The following is a 14,428-nucleotide window of genomic DNA, read 5'->3' as shown; positions in this document are numbered from 1 at the left end:
TAGACAGTGTCACTATCCGATAGCTAAACTATCTGCATGAGGATGGCGCAGCTGAGCACGACCAGTGGGATCCCGGTGGCGACGATCAAGTACTACCTGCGGGAGGGCCTGCTGCCGGCGGGGGAGCGGCAGGGTCCGAACCAGTCGTTGTACGGGCCGGAGCACCTGCGCCGGCTGCGCGTCATCCGTGGCCTGCTGGAGGTGGGCGGACTCAGCATCGCCGCCGCCCACCAGGTGATCGATGCCATCGACTCGGACCTGGGCCTGTCCCACACATTCGACATCGCCCAGCGCACGGTCTCGCCCCAGATCGACGGTGCGGCGCTGTCGCCCGAGGCCGTGGCCCAGGTCGATGCGGTGCTGAGCGGATGGCACGTGTCGCCGGACAATCCCGGCCGCCTGGCCGCGGCCCGGGTGCTGCAGACCTTCGCCGAGCTCGGCCAGCCCGACCTCAGCGGCTGGGTGCCCGGCTACGCGGCCGCGGCGCTCGCCGTGGCCGAGGCCGACCTCGACGAGATCGACGCCCGCACCGACCGCGAATCCAAGACGGAGATGGTGGTCGTGGGCACAGTGCTCGGCGATGCCCTCTTTGCCGCCCTCCGCCGAGCGGCGCAGGAGCACGTCTCCGCCCGCCGGTATCCAGCACCGCCCAACCCGTAAGTCCCCCCATCCCGTCAGGAGTTCGTCATCATGGCCAGTACTCGCACCGGAACCAGAACCGCGTTTCGCAGCACCCTGCTCACCGGCCCCGCGTCCGGCGCCCCGCCCACCATCAGGTGGCACCGACCGCTGCTCTGGCTCGCTCTCACGATGGCCGTGGTCGCCGCCGGCGCTCTGGTGGGCCTCGCTGTCGATCCCCGCACCGTCACCGGGGCGCCCCTCTGGGCCAAGCCGCTCAAGTTCGCCATCTCGGTGGGCGTCTACGCCGTGACCCTGTCCTGGCTGATCGGGCTGTTGCCAGCGGCTAAGGCTCGGTCTCGTCGACTGGCCTGGTGGGCCGGCACCGTCGCGGCCGTGTTCCTGGTCGTGGAGATGGTGATCATCGTGGGAGCGGCCGCGGCCGGCCTGACCAGCCACTTCAACGTGTCGACGGGGTTCCACGCTGCCCTCTGGTCGGTCATGGCGGCATCCATCGTCACGGTCTGGGTCGCCGCCGTGCCCATCGCCATCCTGTTGCTCCGCGCCGACCTCGGCGACCCGGGCCGGGCCCTCGCGATCCGCTCCGGGCTGCTCATCGCCCTGGTTGGCATGGGCCTGGCGTTCCTGATGACCGGACCCACCGCGGCCCAGCTCGACGACTACCAGGGCATCGTGGGCGCGCACACCGTCGGAGTCGCCGACGGCGGTCCGAGCCTGCCGTTGCTGGGCTGGAGCACCGTGGCCGGCGACCTGCGCATCCCGCACTTCGTGGGTATGCACGCCCTGCAGGTGCTGCCGCTGGCGGCCCTGCTGCTCGAAGCCCTCGCCCGACGGATGCCCGCCCTCGCCCGTCCGCTCGCGCGCCGCGGCATTCTGCGCGCCCTGGTCGGCCTCTACCTGGGCGTGCTGGCCCTGGTGACCGGCCAGGCCCTCGCCGGCCAGTCGATCGTGCAGCCGAGTGCGCCGGTCCTGGCCATCGCGGCGGCCCTGGTCGCCGCCACCGCCGGAGCCATCACCCGCACCCTCCTCCGAGAATCCCGCCGGGCGCGCGGCTAGGACACGGCGAGGCGGGCGATACGGGCCCGGGCCGCGTCCTCCGAGGTGGAGGACGCGCCGAGCAGCAGCCGCACCAGGCCGAGCACAGCGCCGGTGGCCCAGACCACGGGTAGGGGGCTGCGGCGAAGGCCCAGCATCCGTCGGTATTCGACCGGGATCGATGCCACGGCGCCGGCGAACATGATGCGGTAGAACGGCAGCATGCCGCGCCGGAGCGGCGGGTGCCTGATGAACCGCACGGCCTCCGCGACCCGGTCGCCGCCCATCAGCACACCCGCGTCGGAAAACGCCCGCAGTTGCGAGGCGAGCTCGGCGTCCGTCCGGGGCGGGTCCTGCACGCCGACGAGTTCGCCGGCCTTGGCCCACTCCCGCACGTATCTGTCGGCGCCGCCGGGGATCGGGCCGCCCCAGAGCCTGTGGCTGGCCAGGAAGGCATCCGTGAACACCACGTGCACCCAGGACAGCAGCTCGGGGTCGCCGGCAGAGTATGGCCGCTGAACACCCTGCGCGTCGACGTAGCTACCCACGACCCGTTCGTGGAACCGGCCCACCCGGCCCGACTCACGCTCGGCCTGTTCCGTGGCGGCGAACGTCACCGTGACCAGCCACTGGATGGTGCCGCTGAGCCGGCCGAGCGGATCCTCCCGGTACCTGGACCAGTCGTGCACGCCGGCCATCGCGCCAGGGTGCAGGGTCTGCATGAGCAGCGCCCGGATGCCCGCGACCATGGTGGCCATGCCGCCGTGCACCGCCCAGGACGCCGAACCCGGGCCGAAGAAGCCGGCATCGTCGCCCAGCTCCATGGTGCCGACCCAAGCCGGTCGGCCCTCGTCGTTGCCCGAGAGGGTGACAAGCAGGTGCGAACGCCAACTGCTCACGAATCCATCAACGAGGCTGCTCATTCTTCGAACCCTAATCGACGATCCCGTGCGGATGGCTGGGCATGCGCCCCGAAATCCGGTGTGGCTAGACTCCGTTCATGAAAAGCGCCGGCACATGAGAATCGAGAACATCGAGCTGCGCCGGGTGAGCCTGCCGCTGGTGCGGCCGTTCCGCACCTCGTTCGGCACCATCACCGAACGGGAAATCACCCTGGTGCAGGTGTCGACCGCCCACGCCGAGGGCTGGGCGGAGTGTGCCGCCGAGGTGCGGCCGCTGTACAGCTCGGAGTTCATCGATGCCAGCGACCTGGTGATCCGCGACCACCTCATCCCGCGGCTGCAGGCCCTCGGTGACGACCTTACCGCCGAGCGGGTGGGCTCCGCCCTCGCCCCGGTCAAGGGCCACCAGATGTCCAAGGCCGTGTTGGAGGCGGCCATCCTCGACGCCCAGCTGCGCCAGAGCGGCCAATCCTTCGGCGGCTACCTCGGCGCCGTGCACGACACGGTGCCGGCCGGCGTCTCGGTGGGCATCATGGACACCGTCGACGAGCTGCTCGAGGCCGTGGCCGGCTACCTCGCCCAGGGTTACCTGCGCATCAAGCTCAAGATCGAACCGGGCTGGGACCTCGCCCCGGTGCGTGCCGTGCGCGAGAGGTTCGGCCCCGACCTGCTGCTGCAGGTCGATGCGAACACCGCATACACGCTGGCGGATGCCCGGCACCTCGCCCGGCTCGACCCGTTCGACCTGCTCCTGATCGAGCAGCCGCTGGGCGAGCGGGACCTGCTCGGGCACGCGGCGCTGGCCCGGCTGATTGGCACCCCGGTGTGCTTGGACGAGTCGATCGAGTCGGCGCAGGACGCCGCTGCGGCGATCAGCCTGGGCGCGTGCAGCATTATCAACGTCAAGCCGTCGCGGGTGGGCGGCTACCTCGAGGCCCGCCGCATCCACGACGTGGCCGCCGCGCACGGGGTGCCGGTCTGGTGCGGCGGGATGCTCGAGACGGGAATCGGCCGGGCCGCCAATGTGGCCCTCGCCGGCCTGCCCAACTTCGTGCTGCCGGGGGACACCTCGGCCTCTGACCGCTACTACGCCCAGGACCTCACCGCCCCGTTCGTACTCGAGGACGGGCACCTGAGGGTGCCGACCGGCCCGGGCACCGGGGTGCAGGTGCTGCCCGACGTGCTGGCCGAGGTCACCCGGTCGCGCCGCGACATCCGCTTCTAGCGGCGGCACCCGCTCCGTCGTAGGCTGGCGCCGTTCGAGTGACACTCAGCCCATCACCGGAGGTTCGCCATGGACATGAAGATCGAACTCGTCAGTATCCCGGTCACCGACGTCGACAGGGCCAAGGCGTTCTACGTCGACCAGGTCGGCTTCAACGCCGACTACGACCAGAGGGTCAACGAGGCCATGCGGTTCGTGCAACTGACCCCGCCGGGATCCGCGTGCTCGATCGTGCTCGGCGAGGGCATGACCGATATGCCGCCCGGCTCGCAGCGGGGCGTGCAGATGGTCGTCGCCGACGCGGATGCCGCGAGGGCCCAGCTGGTGGCCGCAGGCGTGGAGGCCAGCGAGGTGGACGAGCAGGACTGGGGTCGCTTCGTGTACTTTTCCGACCCCGACGGCAACACCTGGTCGTTGCAGCAGCTGCCGCCGCCTGAGTGAGGCCCCGTACTCTGGGGCAATGCCGTCCTACCGCGTGATCATGTCTATCGGCGCCCTGCAGCCTGGGGTGCGACCGGAGGCCGTACTGCCCGCCGCCGCCGGCGCCGCCGCGGAGCTCACCACCGTGGAGGCTTCCGACCTGGCCGTGGTGGCCGGGGCGGCCCGCGCCACGGTGCGTTTCACCGCCGACGACGGCACCGCCGCATTGGCCATCGGCGACCACGTCGTTGCGAAGACCCGGCGGGTCGCCGCCCCGGTGAGCTGGCTGGTCACCGAACGTGTGAAGGGGCGCTGGCTGCCGGTGCGCTGAACGCGGCGGCAGCGAGTGCGGCGGCCCGGACACGGTCGTCGCCGCGGCGCTGCTCAAGGCGGGCCGGCGCGATGATGGTGCCCCGGCGACCGTCCACGACCAGCGGGTCAGCGGCACCGAGGACCTGGCTGCGTGCGGTGCCGTAGCGGTGCCAGAGCGACGCCGTCCAGGCACAGAGCAGCGCGTCGATGAGATCCTCGCGGTGCTTGTAGGCGGCATCGGCCAACGGTGTCGGCTCGGTGACCAGGCTGTCGGATGCCGCGTGGGTGGCCAGGTCCAGTGGCGGCGAGGCCGCGTGCAGTCGCCACATCCGCTCGATGAGGTCGTCGCAGACCAGGGCACGCTCGGCGCGACGTTCGAGGACCGGGAGGGCAGGCCCCATCCGCTTGTATCGGGGCCGTTTGTCGTCGTAGCCGAACTCCGGCGCGCCAACCAGGGTGGTGTAGGGGTAGCACTCCAGGAAACTGCACATCTGTGCACCGACGGGGGCAAGGCCATCGGTGTAGGCCCAGCCGAGCTGCTCCAGCCGGCCGCGCAGGGTGACCCCGCCGAGACGCGGCAGGGCCTGATTTGAGGCGTTGGCCGCCACGTGCCAGCGACCGTAGCGAGACCCGGTTTCCCGTTCGCACTCCCGCATTCCGGTGGGGTTGTTCACCACGAGCGGTGCGTCGATGGCGAGGACTGCGCCCGGCTCGCCTAGCCGCTGGATCCAGTCGACGATCTCGTCGATGCCGCGGGCCCACCCTGCCTCGATCACCCGGCCGGTCTCGTCGATGCAGGCGAGCCCGCTCTCATTGGCCGGTTTCGCGGCCGTGCCTTCTGCCCAAGCCAGATCCACCCCGAGGAATCGCGTCATGGGCCATACCTACCACGCTCGGTGCGCCCGCGAAAGATGACCGAATATAGCGGCTCCCGCAACATTTAGGGCGTTTGACTCCATCTCTTGGTCCCCCGAGTGCGGGCCAGGCGTAGTCTTCACGGATTGCCCAGACGGCGATGACCAGCGAAAACGAGGAAGTTTCTATGCAAGCCACGACGGAATTGACGAGAGAAGCGACACCGACGGTCACGCCGGCGACAAATCGTAAGGTCATCGCGCTGGCCATCGCCGGGGCGTTCGGAGGGTTCCTTTTCGGGTTCGACTCCTCCGTGATCAACGGGGCGGTCGAGGCCATTCAGGGTCAATTCGGCCTCTCCGAAGCCATCACGGGGTTCGCTGTCGCCAGCGCCCTGCTCGGAGCTGCGACGGGCGCCTACCTCGGCGGCGGTTTCGCGGACAAGTTCGGCCGTATCCCGGTCATGCTCGTCGGCGCGATCATCTTCTTCGCCAGCTCTATCGGATCCGGGCTCGCCTTCGGCGTCGTCGACCTCATCCTCTGGCGGGTCGTCGGCGGCATCGGCATTGGGCTCGCTTCGGTCGTGGCGCCCGCGTACATCGCCGAGATCTCACCACGGCAGATGCGTGGCCGGTTGGGCTCGCTGCAGCAGCTCTCCATCACCATCGGTATCTTCGCCGCATTGCTCTCCGACGCCATCTTCGCCGCTACCGCCGGCGGCGCCGGCCAGATGTTCTGGTGGGGCCTGGAGGCCTGGCGCTGGATGTTCCTGGTCAGCGCGGTACCGGCCCTCATCTACGGAGTCGTCGCTCTGCTGCTACCCGAGTCGCCGCGCTATCTGGTGCTGCACGACAAGGAGCACAAGGCCCGCGAGGTGCTCGAACGGGTGCTGCCGCACGGAGATGTCGACCGTGAGATGCGCGAGATGAAGGCCTCGATCCAGGACGATGTGCGGGCCAGGCGCACCGGCTCGCTCCGTGGCCCGGTCTTCGGCCTCAAGCCCATCGTGTGGGTGGGCATTCTGCTGTCGGTGTTCCAGCAGTTCGTGGGCATCAACGTGATCTTCTACTACTCGACCACGCTGTGGAGCGCGGTGGGCTTCGAGGAGTCCAGCTCGCTGACCATCTCGGTGGTCACGTCGGTGACGAACATCCTGGTCACCCTGGTGGCGATCGCCCTGGTCGACCGGATCGGCCGCCGCCCCATCCTGCTGGCCGGTTCCATCGGCATGACGGTGTCGCTGGCCACCATGGCGATGGCGTTCAGTCGGTCGGTCATGATCGACGGCGAACTCGCCCTGCAGGGCGCCTGGGGACCGATCGCCCTCGTCGCGGCGAACGTCTTCGTCGTGTCGTTCGGTGCCTCCTGGGGACCGGTGGTCTGGGTTCTGCTCGGGGAGATCTTCCCGAACACCATCCGTGCCAAGGCCCTCGGTCTGGCTGCCGCCGCCCAGTGGGTCGCGAACTTCCTCGTCACCGTGACATTCCCGCCGATGGCAGGGCTGTCACTGCCGCTCACCTACGGTGTGTACGCCCTGTTCGCCGGGCTGTCGTTCGTGTTCGTGCTCACGAAGGTGCCCGAGACCAACGGGATGTCGCTGGACGAGGCAAACACTCTGTTGCCGAATAAGAACTCCGCAAAGCCGAAGGCAGCGACGAAGGCGAAGCCGGTGCTGCGGCGTTAGTCGGGTGATCGTCGGAACGGCGGCATCCCGCTGTGTGTCATCCGCTGGTGCGAGGCAGGCGTAGGATTTTCGGGTTGCCCAGACGGCGAAGACACCAGCGAATGCGGGGGAAGTGGCGATGACTAACAGGACAGAACCGAAGAAGGACCGGACGCCGGCCGGCACATCGGCTGGCGGGGATGGCAAACCAGCGACAAATCGTAAGGTCATCGCGCTGGCCATCGCCGGCGCGTTCGGAGGGTTCCTCTTCGGGTTCGACTCTTCGGTGATCAACGGTGCGGTCGAGGCCATCCAGGGGCAGTTCGGCCTCACCGAGGCCATCACCGGGTTCGCCGTGGCCAGTGCCCTGCTCGGCGCGGCCACCGGCGCCTTCCTCGGCGGACGGTTCGCGGACAAGTTCGGGCGCATCCCGGTGATGCTCGTGGGCGCGATCGTGTTCTTCGCCAGCTCGATCGGCTCCGGACTCGCGTTCGGGGTGGTCGATCTGATCGTCTGGCGCGTCGTCGGGGGTATCGGTATCGGGCTCGCCTCGGTGGTCGCCCCCGCGTACATCGCCGAGATCTCGCCACGGCAGATGCGTGGCCGGTTGGGCTCCCTGCAACAGCTCTCGATCACCATCGGTATTTTCGCCGCCCTGCTCTCCGACGCCGTGTTCGCGTCGACGGCCGGCGGCGCCAGCGAGATGTTCTGGTGGGGGCTGGAGGCCTGGCGCTGGATGTTCCTGGTCGCGGCTATCCCCGCGGTCGTGTACGGCGTGATCGCGCTGCTGCTGCCCGAATCGCCGCGCTTCCTGGTGCTGCACGACAAGGAGGAGAAGGCGCGCGAGGTGCTGCACAAGGTGTGGCCGCACGGCGACGTGGACCGTGAGCTGCGCGACATGAAGGCCTCGATCGAGGACGACACCCGCGCCAAGCGCACCGGGTCGCTGCGCGGCCCGATGCTCGGTCTCAAGCCCATCGTCTGGGTGGGCATCATCCTGTCGGTGTTCCAGCAGTTCGTGGGCATCAACGTGATCTTCTACTACTCGACCACGCTCTGGAGCGCGGTGGGCTTCGAAGAGTCCAGTTCGCTGGCCATCTCGGTCGCGACGTCCGTGACGAACATACTGGTCACCCTGGTGGCGATCGCGCTGGTCGACCGGGTCGGCCGCCGGCCCATCCTGCTGACCGGTTCCATCGGCATGACGGTGTCGCTGGCGACTATGGCCGTGGCGTTCAGCCAATCGGTCATGGTCGATGGCGAGCTCGCGCTGCAGGGTGCGTGGGGACCGATCGCCCTCGTGGCTGCGAACGTCTTCGTGATCTCCTTCGGTGCCTCCTGGGGACCGGTGGTCTGGGTGCTGCTCGGGGAGATCTTCCCGAACACCATCCGCGCCAAGGCTCTCGGCCTGGCCGCGGCCGCGCAGTGGATCGCGAACTTCCTCATCACCGTGACGTTCCCGCCGATGTCGGCCTGGTCGCTGCCGCTCACCTACGGCATGTACGCCCTGTTCGCCGGCCTGTCCTTCTTATTCGTGCTCACCAAGGTGCCGGAGACCAACGGGATGTCGCTGGACGAGGCCAATACGCTGCTGCCGAACAAGAACGCCGCGAAGCCGAAGGTCAAGCCGCGGCGCTAGTCAGATCAGGTCGCGGAGCAGCTCTTCCGGGCTGACTCCGCGGCCGCTCGCCCGGCGCTTGAGCCGGCCGAGTTCCTCGGCGCTCAGCGAGACCTGCACGGTGTGCGGGCGCTCGACCTCGAAGTCGAACAGGCCGAGGTCGGCGGATGCGCGTGGTGCGGCGAATTTCGCCGGCGCGGTCTTCGCAGCCGGGGTCGTTGCTGGGGCCGTCTTCACAACCGCGGCAGCCGGCACCGGCCCGCCGGCCACGAAGCCCGGCCCGGTGGGGATCGTGGCATTCCGTTGGTACGCCTCGGAGACGGCACGGGCGCGGGAGTCGGCGGCCTCGTTGAGCGGGTGGTTCGCGTGGCCCTTGACCCACTCGAATCGGTACTTGCGGCCCACCAGGGCCTCGTCGAGCTCCTGCAACAGGTCGAGGTTCATCACGGGCTTGCCGTCGGCCTTTCGCCAGCCCTTGGCCTTCCAGCCGCGCATCCACTTGGTGATGGCGTTGATGACGTACTGGCTGTCGCAGAGCACGAGCAGGTCGTCGTCCACATGCGCGGTGGCGCGGAACAGTTCGAGGACGGCCTTGAGCTCGCCTTGATTGTTGGTGGCGTGCTTCCAGCCGCCGGCGGCCCAGTTGTTGTCGTCGATGTACCAGGCCCAGCCGGCCGGTCCGGGGTTGCCAAGGGCCGAGCCGTCTGCGGCGGCGGTGATAGTCATGAATCCAGTCTGCCAGCTGGGCGAGTGGGGTCACTCCCGGTCGGCGGTGGTGACCGTGGCCAGGGCGCGCGCGACGGCGTCGACGGCCACAGCCACATCGGCGGCATCCGTGGACCAGTTGCTGACCGAGATGCGCAACACCGCCCGCCCCGACCAGACCGACCCGGACATCCAGACCGCCCCGTCCGCGATGAGGGCCTGCGTCACCCGGACCGTGCGGTCATCGGTGCCGAACGAGACCGACACCTGGGTGAAGACCACGTCGTTGAGCACCTCGACACCGGGCAGCGCCGCCAACCCTGTGGCGAGGGCGCTGGCGTTGTCGGCGAGTCCCTCGACGAGGGCCACCGTGCCGCTGCGACCGAGGGAGCGCATCGCCGCCCACACCGGAACGCCGCGCGCGCGTCGGGACAGCTCGGGCACCAGATCCATCGGGTCGGCGGTGCCGGCGTCGTCCCGCACGAAGTAGCTGGTGTGTGCCGCGAACGCGGACCGCGCGGCGGCCGGGTCGGCGACGATGGCGATGCCGCAATCGTAGGGAACGTTGAGGGTCTTATGGGCATCCGTCGCCCACGAATCGGCGGTGTCCAGTCCGGCCAGGGCGGGAGCCCAGCGGGGGCTCGCTGCCGCCCACAGCCCGAAGGCGCCGTCGACGTGCACCCAGGCCCCGGCATCGTGGGCCAACCGAATCGACTCGCGCATCCGGTCGAAGCTGCCCGAGTGCAGATTGCCGGCCTGAAGGACGACCAGGCTGGGACCGGTGACCGTCGCCAGTGCGTCCGCCAGGGCGTCGGGACGGATGCGCCCCTGCGGGTCGGCGGCGACGAGGGTCGGTTCGCCCAAGCCCAGGTAGCGCAGGGCGAGGATCACCGAACTGTGCACCTCGGCGCCGGCCAGTACGCTCACCCGTGGTGCGCCGGTCAGGCCATCCCGGTTGACGTCCCAGCCGACCGCGCGGAGCACCGCGCCTCGGCCGGCGGCCAAGCCGACGAAGTTAGCCATCGTGCCGCCGGTGGTGAAGCCCACTGCGCTCGAGGCTGGCAGATGCAGCAGGTCGAGAATCCAGGCACCGGCTCGTTCCTCGATCGCCGCGGTCGCCGGTGTCGCATAGCGCAGTCCGCCGTTCTGGTCCCACGCGCTCACCAGCCAGTCCGCCGACAGGGCCGCGGGCAGGGTGCTGCCCATCACCCAGCCGAAGAAGCGGCCGGAGCCGATGGCCATCAGTCCGGGTTCGGCCAGCGTGGCCAGCTCGGCCACCACCGCGGCGGGATCGGCAGGTTCCTCTGGAAGGGCGCGAGCGAAGGCCGCCGCCAGCTGGTCGACCGGCGCCGCCGGTTTCACGGGCCGGGACGGCAGCGAATCCAACCACTCGGCGGCGGACCGAACCGCCTGCTCGAGCGGGGCCCGGTAGTCCTCTGGCCGAAAAGTCATGCGGTCACCATACCCCCGCTTCCGGTGGACCTAGCCCTGGATGCAGGTACCGGAACTGACCATAGCGGAGAGGCCGTCGGCCTGGTCGACGACCGGGGCAACCTCGGACATAGCCAGGGCGTAGCCCACGTTGGCGGTATTGGCCGCCTTGGCGAAGATCACGCCGGCCACCCGGCCGTCGGCGCTGAGCAGCGGCCCGCCCGACTCGCCCTGCTGCACGTCCGCGGCGAGCGTGTACACGGCCCGGGCGGTGGGGGACTGGCCGTAGATGTCGGCGACGAGCACCGAACCCACCGACATGACCCTGGCCGGATCGGAGTCGAACGGCCCGCCGAACGGGTAGCCCAGGCTGACGCCCTCGCTGTCGACGGCCAGGTCACCCTGCAGGGTCAGCGGTGCGGCGGCCAGACCGGGTACGGCGATGATCGCGAGGTCGTCGACGGGGTCGAAGTAGACGATCTCGCCGGTCAAGGCACCGGCTCCCGGCACCTCCACGACGGCTTCGGTGACCCCGGCCACAACGTGAGCGTTGGTCATCACGCGTTCGGGGGCGATCACGAAACCCGACCCGGACTGACTCTGGCCGCAGGCGACGGCGTTGCCGGTGATACGCAGCACGGATGCCGCGGCAGTGTCGAGCGCGGCGCTGTCGAGCTGGGCCTCTGGCAGGGTCGGGCTCTGGCCGCCGAAGGCATCCGCGATAAGGGGCAGGCCGTCGTCGACGACGGTGGAACGCAGCTGTGCGAGGAAGCTCTTCACTGGATCGGGGGTGACCGAGTCGATGGTGCGCACGACCCCCGACGAGGCGATGGCGGAGGTGAGCGGGGGAATGCCCAGGGCGCCGACGCTGAACGCGACCATCGACATCACGGCGGCGGCGGCGGCCACGCCGATCACGGCGCCGAAGAGCCTGTCGACGCCGCGCAGCTTGCGCGGGGTGCGGCGGCGGAGGGCCAGACCGATCGACTCACCGATGGTGAGCCCGGCAATCACCAGCAGCAGCGCCGCGGCGATGGAGGCCGGAGTGCGCCACTCGGCGGCGGACACCCAGGTGGGCACCAGCGGCACCACGAAGTACGCCGCGACGGCGCCGGCGACGAGGCCCAGCACGCCGCTCAGGCTGCCGATCAGGCCGCTGCGGTAGCCGGCGCCCAGACTGGCGACGAGCAGCACGACCAGAATGACGTCGAGAATGACCGATCCCTGCATGCACACTCCAGCTCGAAGGGCGGAGGAACCGCCGAACTCAGCCTAAGCGGGTGGAAGCGGGTATTAGCTGGGAAGCCCGTCAGCCGCGGCGCAGCTCGATGAAGCTCAGGCCGTGCAGGTCGAGGCAGACGCTGTCGCCGGTGTCGACGAGCCGCATCAGGATCTCGGCGCAGCCTGGGCAGCGCAACAGCAGTCCGTGGGAGTTGGGGTACAACCGGGCGGTGGCCAGGGCATCGATGCGGCCGCAGGAGGCGCAGCGGCCGCGGGCGCTGACGACGTCGATGGCGAAGAACTCGCTGAGCGGACCGGCGGCGGCGTTGCCGTCCAGGTAGTCGAGGTCGTCGAGGTTGTCGGTCACGGTCTGGTCCCGGTGCCGCCGTAGCGTTCGGTTTTGATCCGATCGGGGGAATGGCCGGCCTGCACGAGCCAGTCGGCGACGCTTTCGACGAAGGCGGTGGCGCCGCAGACGAACACGGCGGGGTTGTCGGCGGCCGATAGCACGCTCTCCACCAGGGTCGCCGCATCCAGGCGCCGGGGTGGCCGGCCACTGCCGACCGGTGCCTGGCGGGTGTACACGACGGAGACATCGGCGAGCGGCGAGCGGGCCAGGTCGTCGAGTTCGGCACCGTAGTAGACGGCATCGGGTGCGCGCACCGAGTAGAGCAGGCGGAACGGGGCGGCGGCGCCGGGGGAGGCGGGGTCGGCGGCCGCGTGGGCGCGGAGCATGGCCATCAGCGGCACCACTCCGGAGCCGCCGGCGATGAGTTGCACGGGCGAGGGATCGGCCGGGTCCCAGACGAACCAGCCGCCGACCGGGCCCCGCACCTCCAGCTGGTCGCCCACGGCAACCTGGTGCACAAGATAGGGCGACACCTCACCGTCGGCCAGCTCCTCCACCGTGAGGTCGAATTCGTCCCCGGGTGACGCCGACGCGACCGAGTAGGAGCGCACGGCGGTGTACCCGTCTGTGGCGGTGAGGCGCACGTCGACGTGCTGGCCGGCGCGGTGCCCGGTCAGGCCGGGCAAGCGCAGACGCAGGGTGCGGGCGGTCCGGGTCTCCGGGGTCACGCCGATCACCTCCGCCACTCTCCAACCGGTTCTCACCAGTAGCGCTCTTCGCGCCAGGGGTCGCCGTACATGTGGTAGCCGTTGCTCTCCCAGAAACCGGGTTCGTCCTGCCGGAGCATCTCGAGTCCGCGCACCCACTTGGCGCTTTTCCAGAAGTACAGGTGCGGAACCAGCAGGCGGGCAGGGCCGCCATGGGCCGGTTCGAGTGCCTCACCGTCGAACTCGTGCGCGATCCAGGCCTTGCCGTCGAGCAGGTCGTCGAGCGGAACGTTGGTCGTGTAACCGCCGTAGGAGTGCGCCATGGTGAATTCGCAGTCGGACTCGACCGATTCGAAAAGGGTGTCGAGCGAGACGCCGCGCCAGCTGGTGCCGAGCTTCGACCAACTGGTGACGCAGTGGATGTCGCGGCTCACGTCATCCTGCTGGAGCGCGAGGAACTCCGTCCAACTCCAGCGGTGCACCTGGCCGGTCTCGGTGGTGATGGTGAACTCCCACTCCTCCGGAGTGATCCGCGGGGTGGGGCCGGCTGAAAGCACCGGGAACCCGTCGGTGAGGTGCTGGCCGGGTGGGAGAGTCGGGTCGTCGCGGCGGCCGCGGCCGAAAAAGCCTGAGGAGACGATTCCCATGACGGTGTCCTTTCTGCGGCGGGTTCCTGTGTCACCCCTGTTGTAGCGTGTGCCGGGACGATTCACCAGTGTCACGACTCCAGTCGGGCGTGGCCCTCAGCTGTCTTCGGTCGGCCGGGCCTGGTCCATCCACCACTCGATGAACTCCCGGGCCCGGCCGTCTGGAGCGAAGCGGATCACCCAGAGGTTGCTGTAGACCGGACCGGCCGCGTAGCGCGTGACGCCGTCGATGATGGACATCTCGGGGGTGATCATCAGCGGCGACCACTCGAAGGTGAAACTGTCGGGCTCGTCGGCGTGATCCAGCCACCCGGCGACAATCGCTGGGCGTCCGCGCCGTGGTTCCCCGAACGGGTCGGTGTAGTACTCGGCATCTTCGGTGAAGAGTGCGTTGATGTGATCGGGATCGTTCGAGGACCAGGCCTTGAGGTACCCCTGCATCCATCGGGTGGTGGCGTTCGGGGTATCAACGGGCTCGTTCATGCCCTAGTTGTAGCGCGTGCACCGGAATCCGGCCAGAGGCGGCGGTCAAAACGGGGGAGGGCCGTCGATTCCGAGTCTCGGTGTGCGGCTGTCGTGGCGGGCGGTGACGTAGCTGGCGGGGTCGTAGGTGGTGGGGTCGGTGTTGGTGGGGGCTGAGGTGTAGGTCTTGCCGGCGGGGGTGGTCCAGGTGAGGGCGCCGCCGGGGCCTTGGCGGGT

The 14,428-nt window shown here is 69.5% G+C and carries 16 protein-coding genes; 7 read left to right on the top strand and 9 right to left on the bottom strand.

Annotated features, from left to right (window positions below; translation table 11 throughout):
- The first annotated feature begins 36 nt into the window (after positions 1-36).
- Positions 37-660, top strand: a complete 624-nt coding sequence (locus E3T19_RS09330; protein WP_088456783.1) for a MerR family transcriptional regulator — start codon at positions 37-39, stop codon at positions 658-660.
- 30 nt (positions 661-690) lie between these two features.
- On the top strand, positions 691-1,695 hold the full coding sequence (locus E3T19_RS09325) for a hypothetical protein (protein ID WP_134408677.1): 1,005 nt from the start codon (positions 691-693) through the stop codon (positions 1,693-1,695).
- On the opposite strand, the gene E3T19_RS09320 is transcribed toward E3T19_RS09325, so the two are convergent.
- Positions 1,692-2,597 (bottom strand): oxygenase MpaB family protein, encoded by a 906-nt coding sequence (locus tag E3T19_RS09320; protein WP_134408676.1) that lies wholly within the window; start codon positions 2,595-2,597, stop codon positions 1,692-1,694. The genes E3T19_RS09325 and E3T19_RS09320 overlap by 4 nt on opposite strands.
- A gap of 94 nt (positions 2,598-2,691) precedes the next feature.
- Here E3T19_RS09320 and menC point away from each other — a divergent pair, with 94 nt between their 5' ends.
- The 3 genes from menC to E3T19_RS09305 all read left to right on the top strand — a co-directional run bounded on the left by menC (position 2,692) and on the right by E3T19_RS09305 (position 4,552).
- Positions 2,692-3,801 (top strand): o-succinylbenzoate synthase, encoded by a 1,110-nt coding sequence (menC, locus tag E3T19_RS09315; protein WP_088456780.1) that lies wholly within the window; start codon positions 2,692-2,694, stop codon positions 3,799-3,801.
- A 69-nt stretch (positions 3,802-3,870) separates the two neighbouring features.
- Entirely contained in the window at positions 3,871-4,242 is a 372-nt protein-coding gene (locus E3T19_RS09310) for a glyoxalase superfamily protein (RefSeq protein WP_103461632.1), read from the top strand.
- A gap of 19 nt (positions 4,243-4,261) precedes the next feature.
- On the top strand, positions 4,262-4,552 hold the full coding sequence (locus E3T19_RS09305) for a hypothetical protein (protein WP_134408675.1): 291 nt from the start codon (positions 4,262-4,264) through the stop codon (positions 4,550-4,552).
- On the opposite strand, the gene E3T19_RS09300 is transcribed toward E3T19_RS09305, so the two are convergent.
- The gene (locus tag E3T19_RS09300) at positions 4,512-5,408 is read right to left on the bottom strand and encodes a DUF429 domain-containing protein (RefSeq protein ID WP_134408674.1); all 897 of its coding nucleotides are present in this window, start codon (positions 5,406-5,408) and stop codon (positions 4,512-4,514) included. The two genes, E3T19_RS09305 and E3T19_RS09300, sit on opposite strands and share 41 nt — an antisense overlap.
- Before the next feature lie 167 nt (positions 5,409-5,575).
- Here E3T19_RS09300 and E3T19_RS09295 point away from each other — a divergent pair, with 167 nt between their 5' ends.
- Both E3T19_RS09295 and E3T19_RS09290 read left to right on the top strand, forming a co-directional pair.
- Complete coding sequence (locus E3T19_RS09295) at positions 5,576-7,072, top strand: sugar porter family MFS transporter (RefSeq protein ID WP_134408673.1); 1,497 nt, start codon at positions 5,576-5,578, stop codon at positions 7,070-7,072.
- A 118-nt stretch (positions 7,073-7,190) separates the two neighbouring features.
- Complete coding sequence (locus E3T19_RS09290; RefSeq protein WP_134408672.1) at positions 7,191-8,690, top strand: sugar porter family MFS transporter; 1,500 nt, start codon at positions 7,191-7,193, stop codon at positions 8,688-8,690.
- Here E3T19_RS09290 and E3T19_RS19660 read toward each other — a convergent pair whose 3' ends face one another.
- The 7 genes from E3T19_RS19660 to E3T19_RS09255 all read right to left on the bottom strand — a co-directional run bounded on the left by E3T19_RS19660 (position 8,691) and on the right by E3T19_RS09255 (position 14,212).
- Entirely contained in the window at positions 8,691-9,395 is a 705-nt protein-coding gene (locus tag E3T19_RS19660; protein ID WP_088456774.1) for an RNase H family protein, read from the bottom strand.
- A gap of 30 nt (positions 9,396-9,425) precedes the next feature.
- Positions 9,426-10,826: a pyridoxal-dependent decarboxylase gene (locus E3T19_RS09280; protein WP_134408671.1), complete on the bottom strand. Its 1,401-nt coding sequence runs from the start codon at positions 10,824-10,826 to the stop codon at positions 9,426-9,428.
- 30 nt (positions 10,827-10,856) lie between these two features.
- Positions 10,857-12,035, bottom strand: a complete 1,179-nt coding sequence (locus tag E3T19_RS09275; protein WP_088456772.1) for a MarP family serine protease — start codon at positions 12,033-12,035, stop codon at positions 10,857-10,859.
- Positions 12,036-12,114: 79 nt separating this feature from the next.
- Positions 12,115-12,393 (bottom strand): DUF6510 family protein, encoded by a 279-nt coding sequence (locus E3T19_RS09270; RefSeq protein ID WP_088456771.1) that lies wholly within the window; start codon positions 12,391-12,393, stop codon positions 12,115-12,117.
- Positions 12,390-13,103: a ferredoxin reductase gene (locus tag E3T19_RS09265; RefSeq protein WP_241980108.1), complete on the bottom strand. Its 714-nt coding sequence runs from the start codon at positions 13,101-13,103 to the stop codon at positions 12,390-12,392. Before E3T19_RS09265 ends, E3T19_RS09270 begins: the two co-directional genes overlap by 4 nt.
- Positions 13,104-13,135: 32 nt before the next feature.
- The gene (locus tag E3T19_RS09260) at positions 13,136-13,729 is read right to left on the bottom strand and encodes a sulfite oxidase-like oxidoreductase (protein WP_088456769.1); all 594 of its coding nucleotides are present in this window, start codon (positions 13,727-13,729) and stop codon (positions 13,136-13,138) included.
- Between the two features lie 96 nt (positions 13,730-13,825).
- Positions 13,826-14,212, bottom strand: a complete 387-nt coding sequence (locus E3T19_RS09255) for a nuclear transport factor 2 family protein (RefSeq protein WP_134408670.1) — start codon at positions 14,210-14,212, stop codon at positions 13,826-13,828.
- Positions 14,213-14,428: the final 216 nt, after the last annotated feature.

The sequence above is a fragment of the Cryobacterium sp. TMT4-31 genome, from assembly GCF_004403385.1.
Classification (GTDB): domain Bacteria; phylum Actinomycetota; class Actinomycetes; order Actinomycetales; family Microbacteriaceae; genus Cryobacterium; species Cryobacterium zongtaii.
The sequence above is the reverse complement of the archived record's forward strand: the minus strand, read 5'-3'. Positions and strand labels throughout refer to the sequence as shown.

Bases quoted from the DNA above. Each gene is read 5' to 3' on its own strand.
- E3T19_RS09330 (WP_088456783.1), top strand. From the start codon at position 37: ATGAGGATGGCGCAGCTGAGCACGACCAGTGGGATCCCGGTGGCGACG.
- E3T19_RS09325 (WP_134408677.1), top strand. From the start codon at position 691: ATGGCCAGTACTCGCACCGGAACCAGAACCGCGTTTCGCAGCACCCTG.
- E3T19_RS09320 (WP_134408676.1), bottom strand. From the start codon at position 2,597: ATGAGCAGCCTCGTTGATGGATTCGTGAGCAGTTGGCGTTCGCACCTG.
- menC (WP_088456780.1), top strand. From the start codon at position 2,692: ATGAGAATCGAGAACATCGAGCTGCGCCGGGTGAGCCTGCCGCTGGTG.
- E3T19_RS09310 (WP_103461632.1), top strand. From the start codon at position 3,871: ATGGACATGAAGATCGAACTCGTCAGTATCCCGGTCACCGACGTCGAC.
- E3T19_RS09305 (WP_134408675.1), top strand. From the start codon at position 4,262: ATGCCGTCCTACCGCGTGATCATGTCTATCGGCGCCCTGCAGCCTGGG.
- E3T19_RS09300 (WP_134408674.1), bottom strand. From the start codon at position 5,408: ATGACGCGATTCCTCGGGGTGGATCTGGCTTGGGCAGAAGGCACGGCC.
- E3T19_RS09295 (WP_134408673.1), top strand. From the start codon at position 5,576: ATGCAAGCCACGACGGAATTGACGAGAGAAGCGACACCGACGGTCACG.
- E3T19_RS09290 (WP_134408672.1), top strand. From the start codon at position 7,191: ATGACTAACAGGACAGAACCGAAGAAGGACCGGACGCCGGCCGGCACA.
- E3T19_RS19660 (WP_088456774.1), bottom strand. From the start codon at position 9,395: ATGACTATCACCGCCGCCGCAGACGGCTCGGCCCTTGGCAACCCCGGA.
- E3T19_RS09280 (WP_134408671.1), bottom strand. From the start codon at position 10,826: ATGACTTTTCGGCCAGAGGACTACCGGGCCCCGCTCGAGCAGGCGGTT.
- E3T19_RS09275 (WP_088456772.1), bottom strand. From the start codon at position 12,035: ATGCAGGGATCGGTCATTCTCGACGTCATTCTGGTCGTGCTGCTCGTC.
- E3T19_RS09260 (WP_088456769.1), bottom strand. From the start codon at position 13,729: ATGGGAATCGTCTCCTCAGGCTTTTTCGGCCGCGGCCGCCGCGACGAC.
- E3T19_RS09255 (WP_134408670.1), bottom strand. From the start codon at position 14,212: ATGAACGAGCCCGTTGATACCCCGAACGCCACCACCCGATGGATGCAG.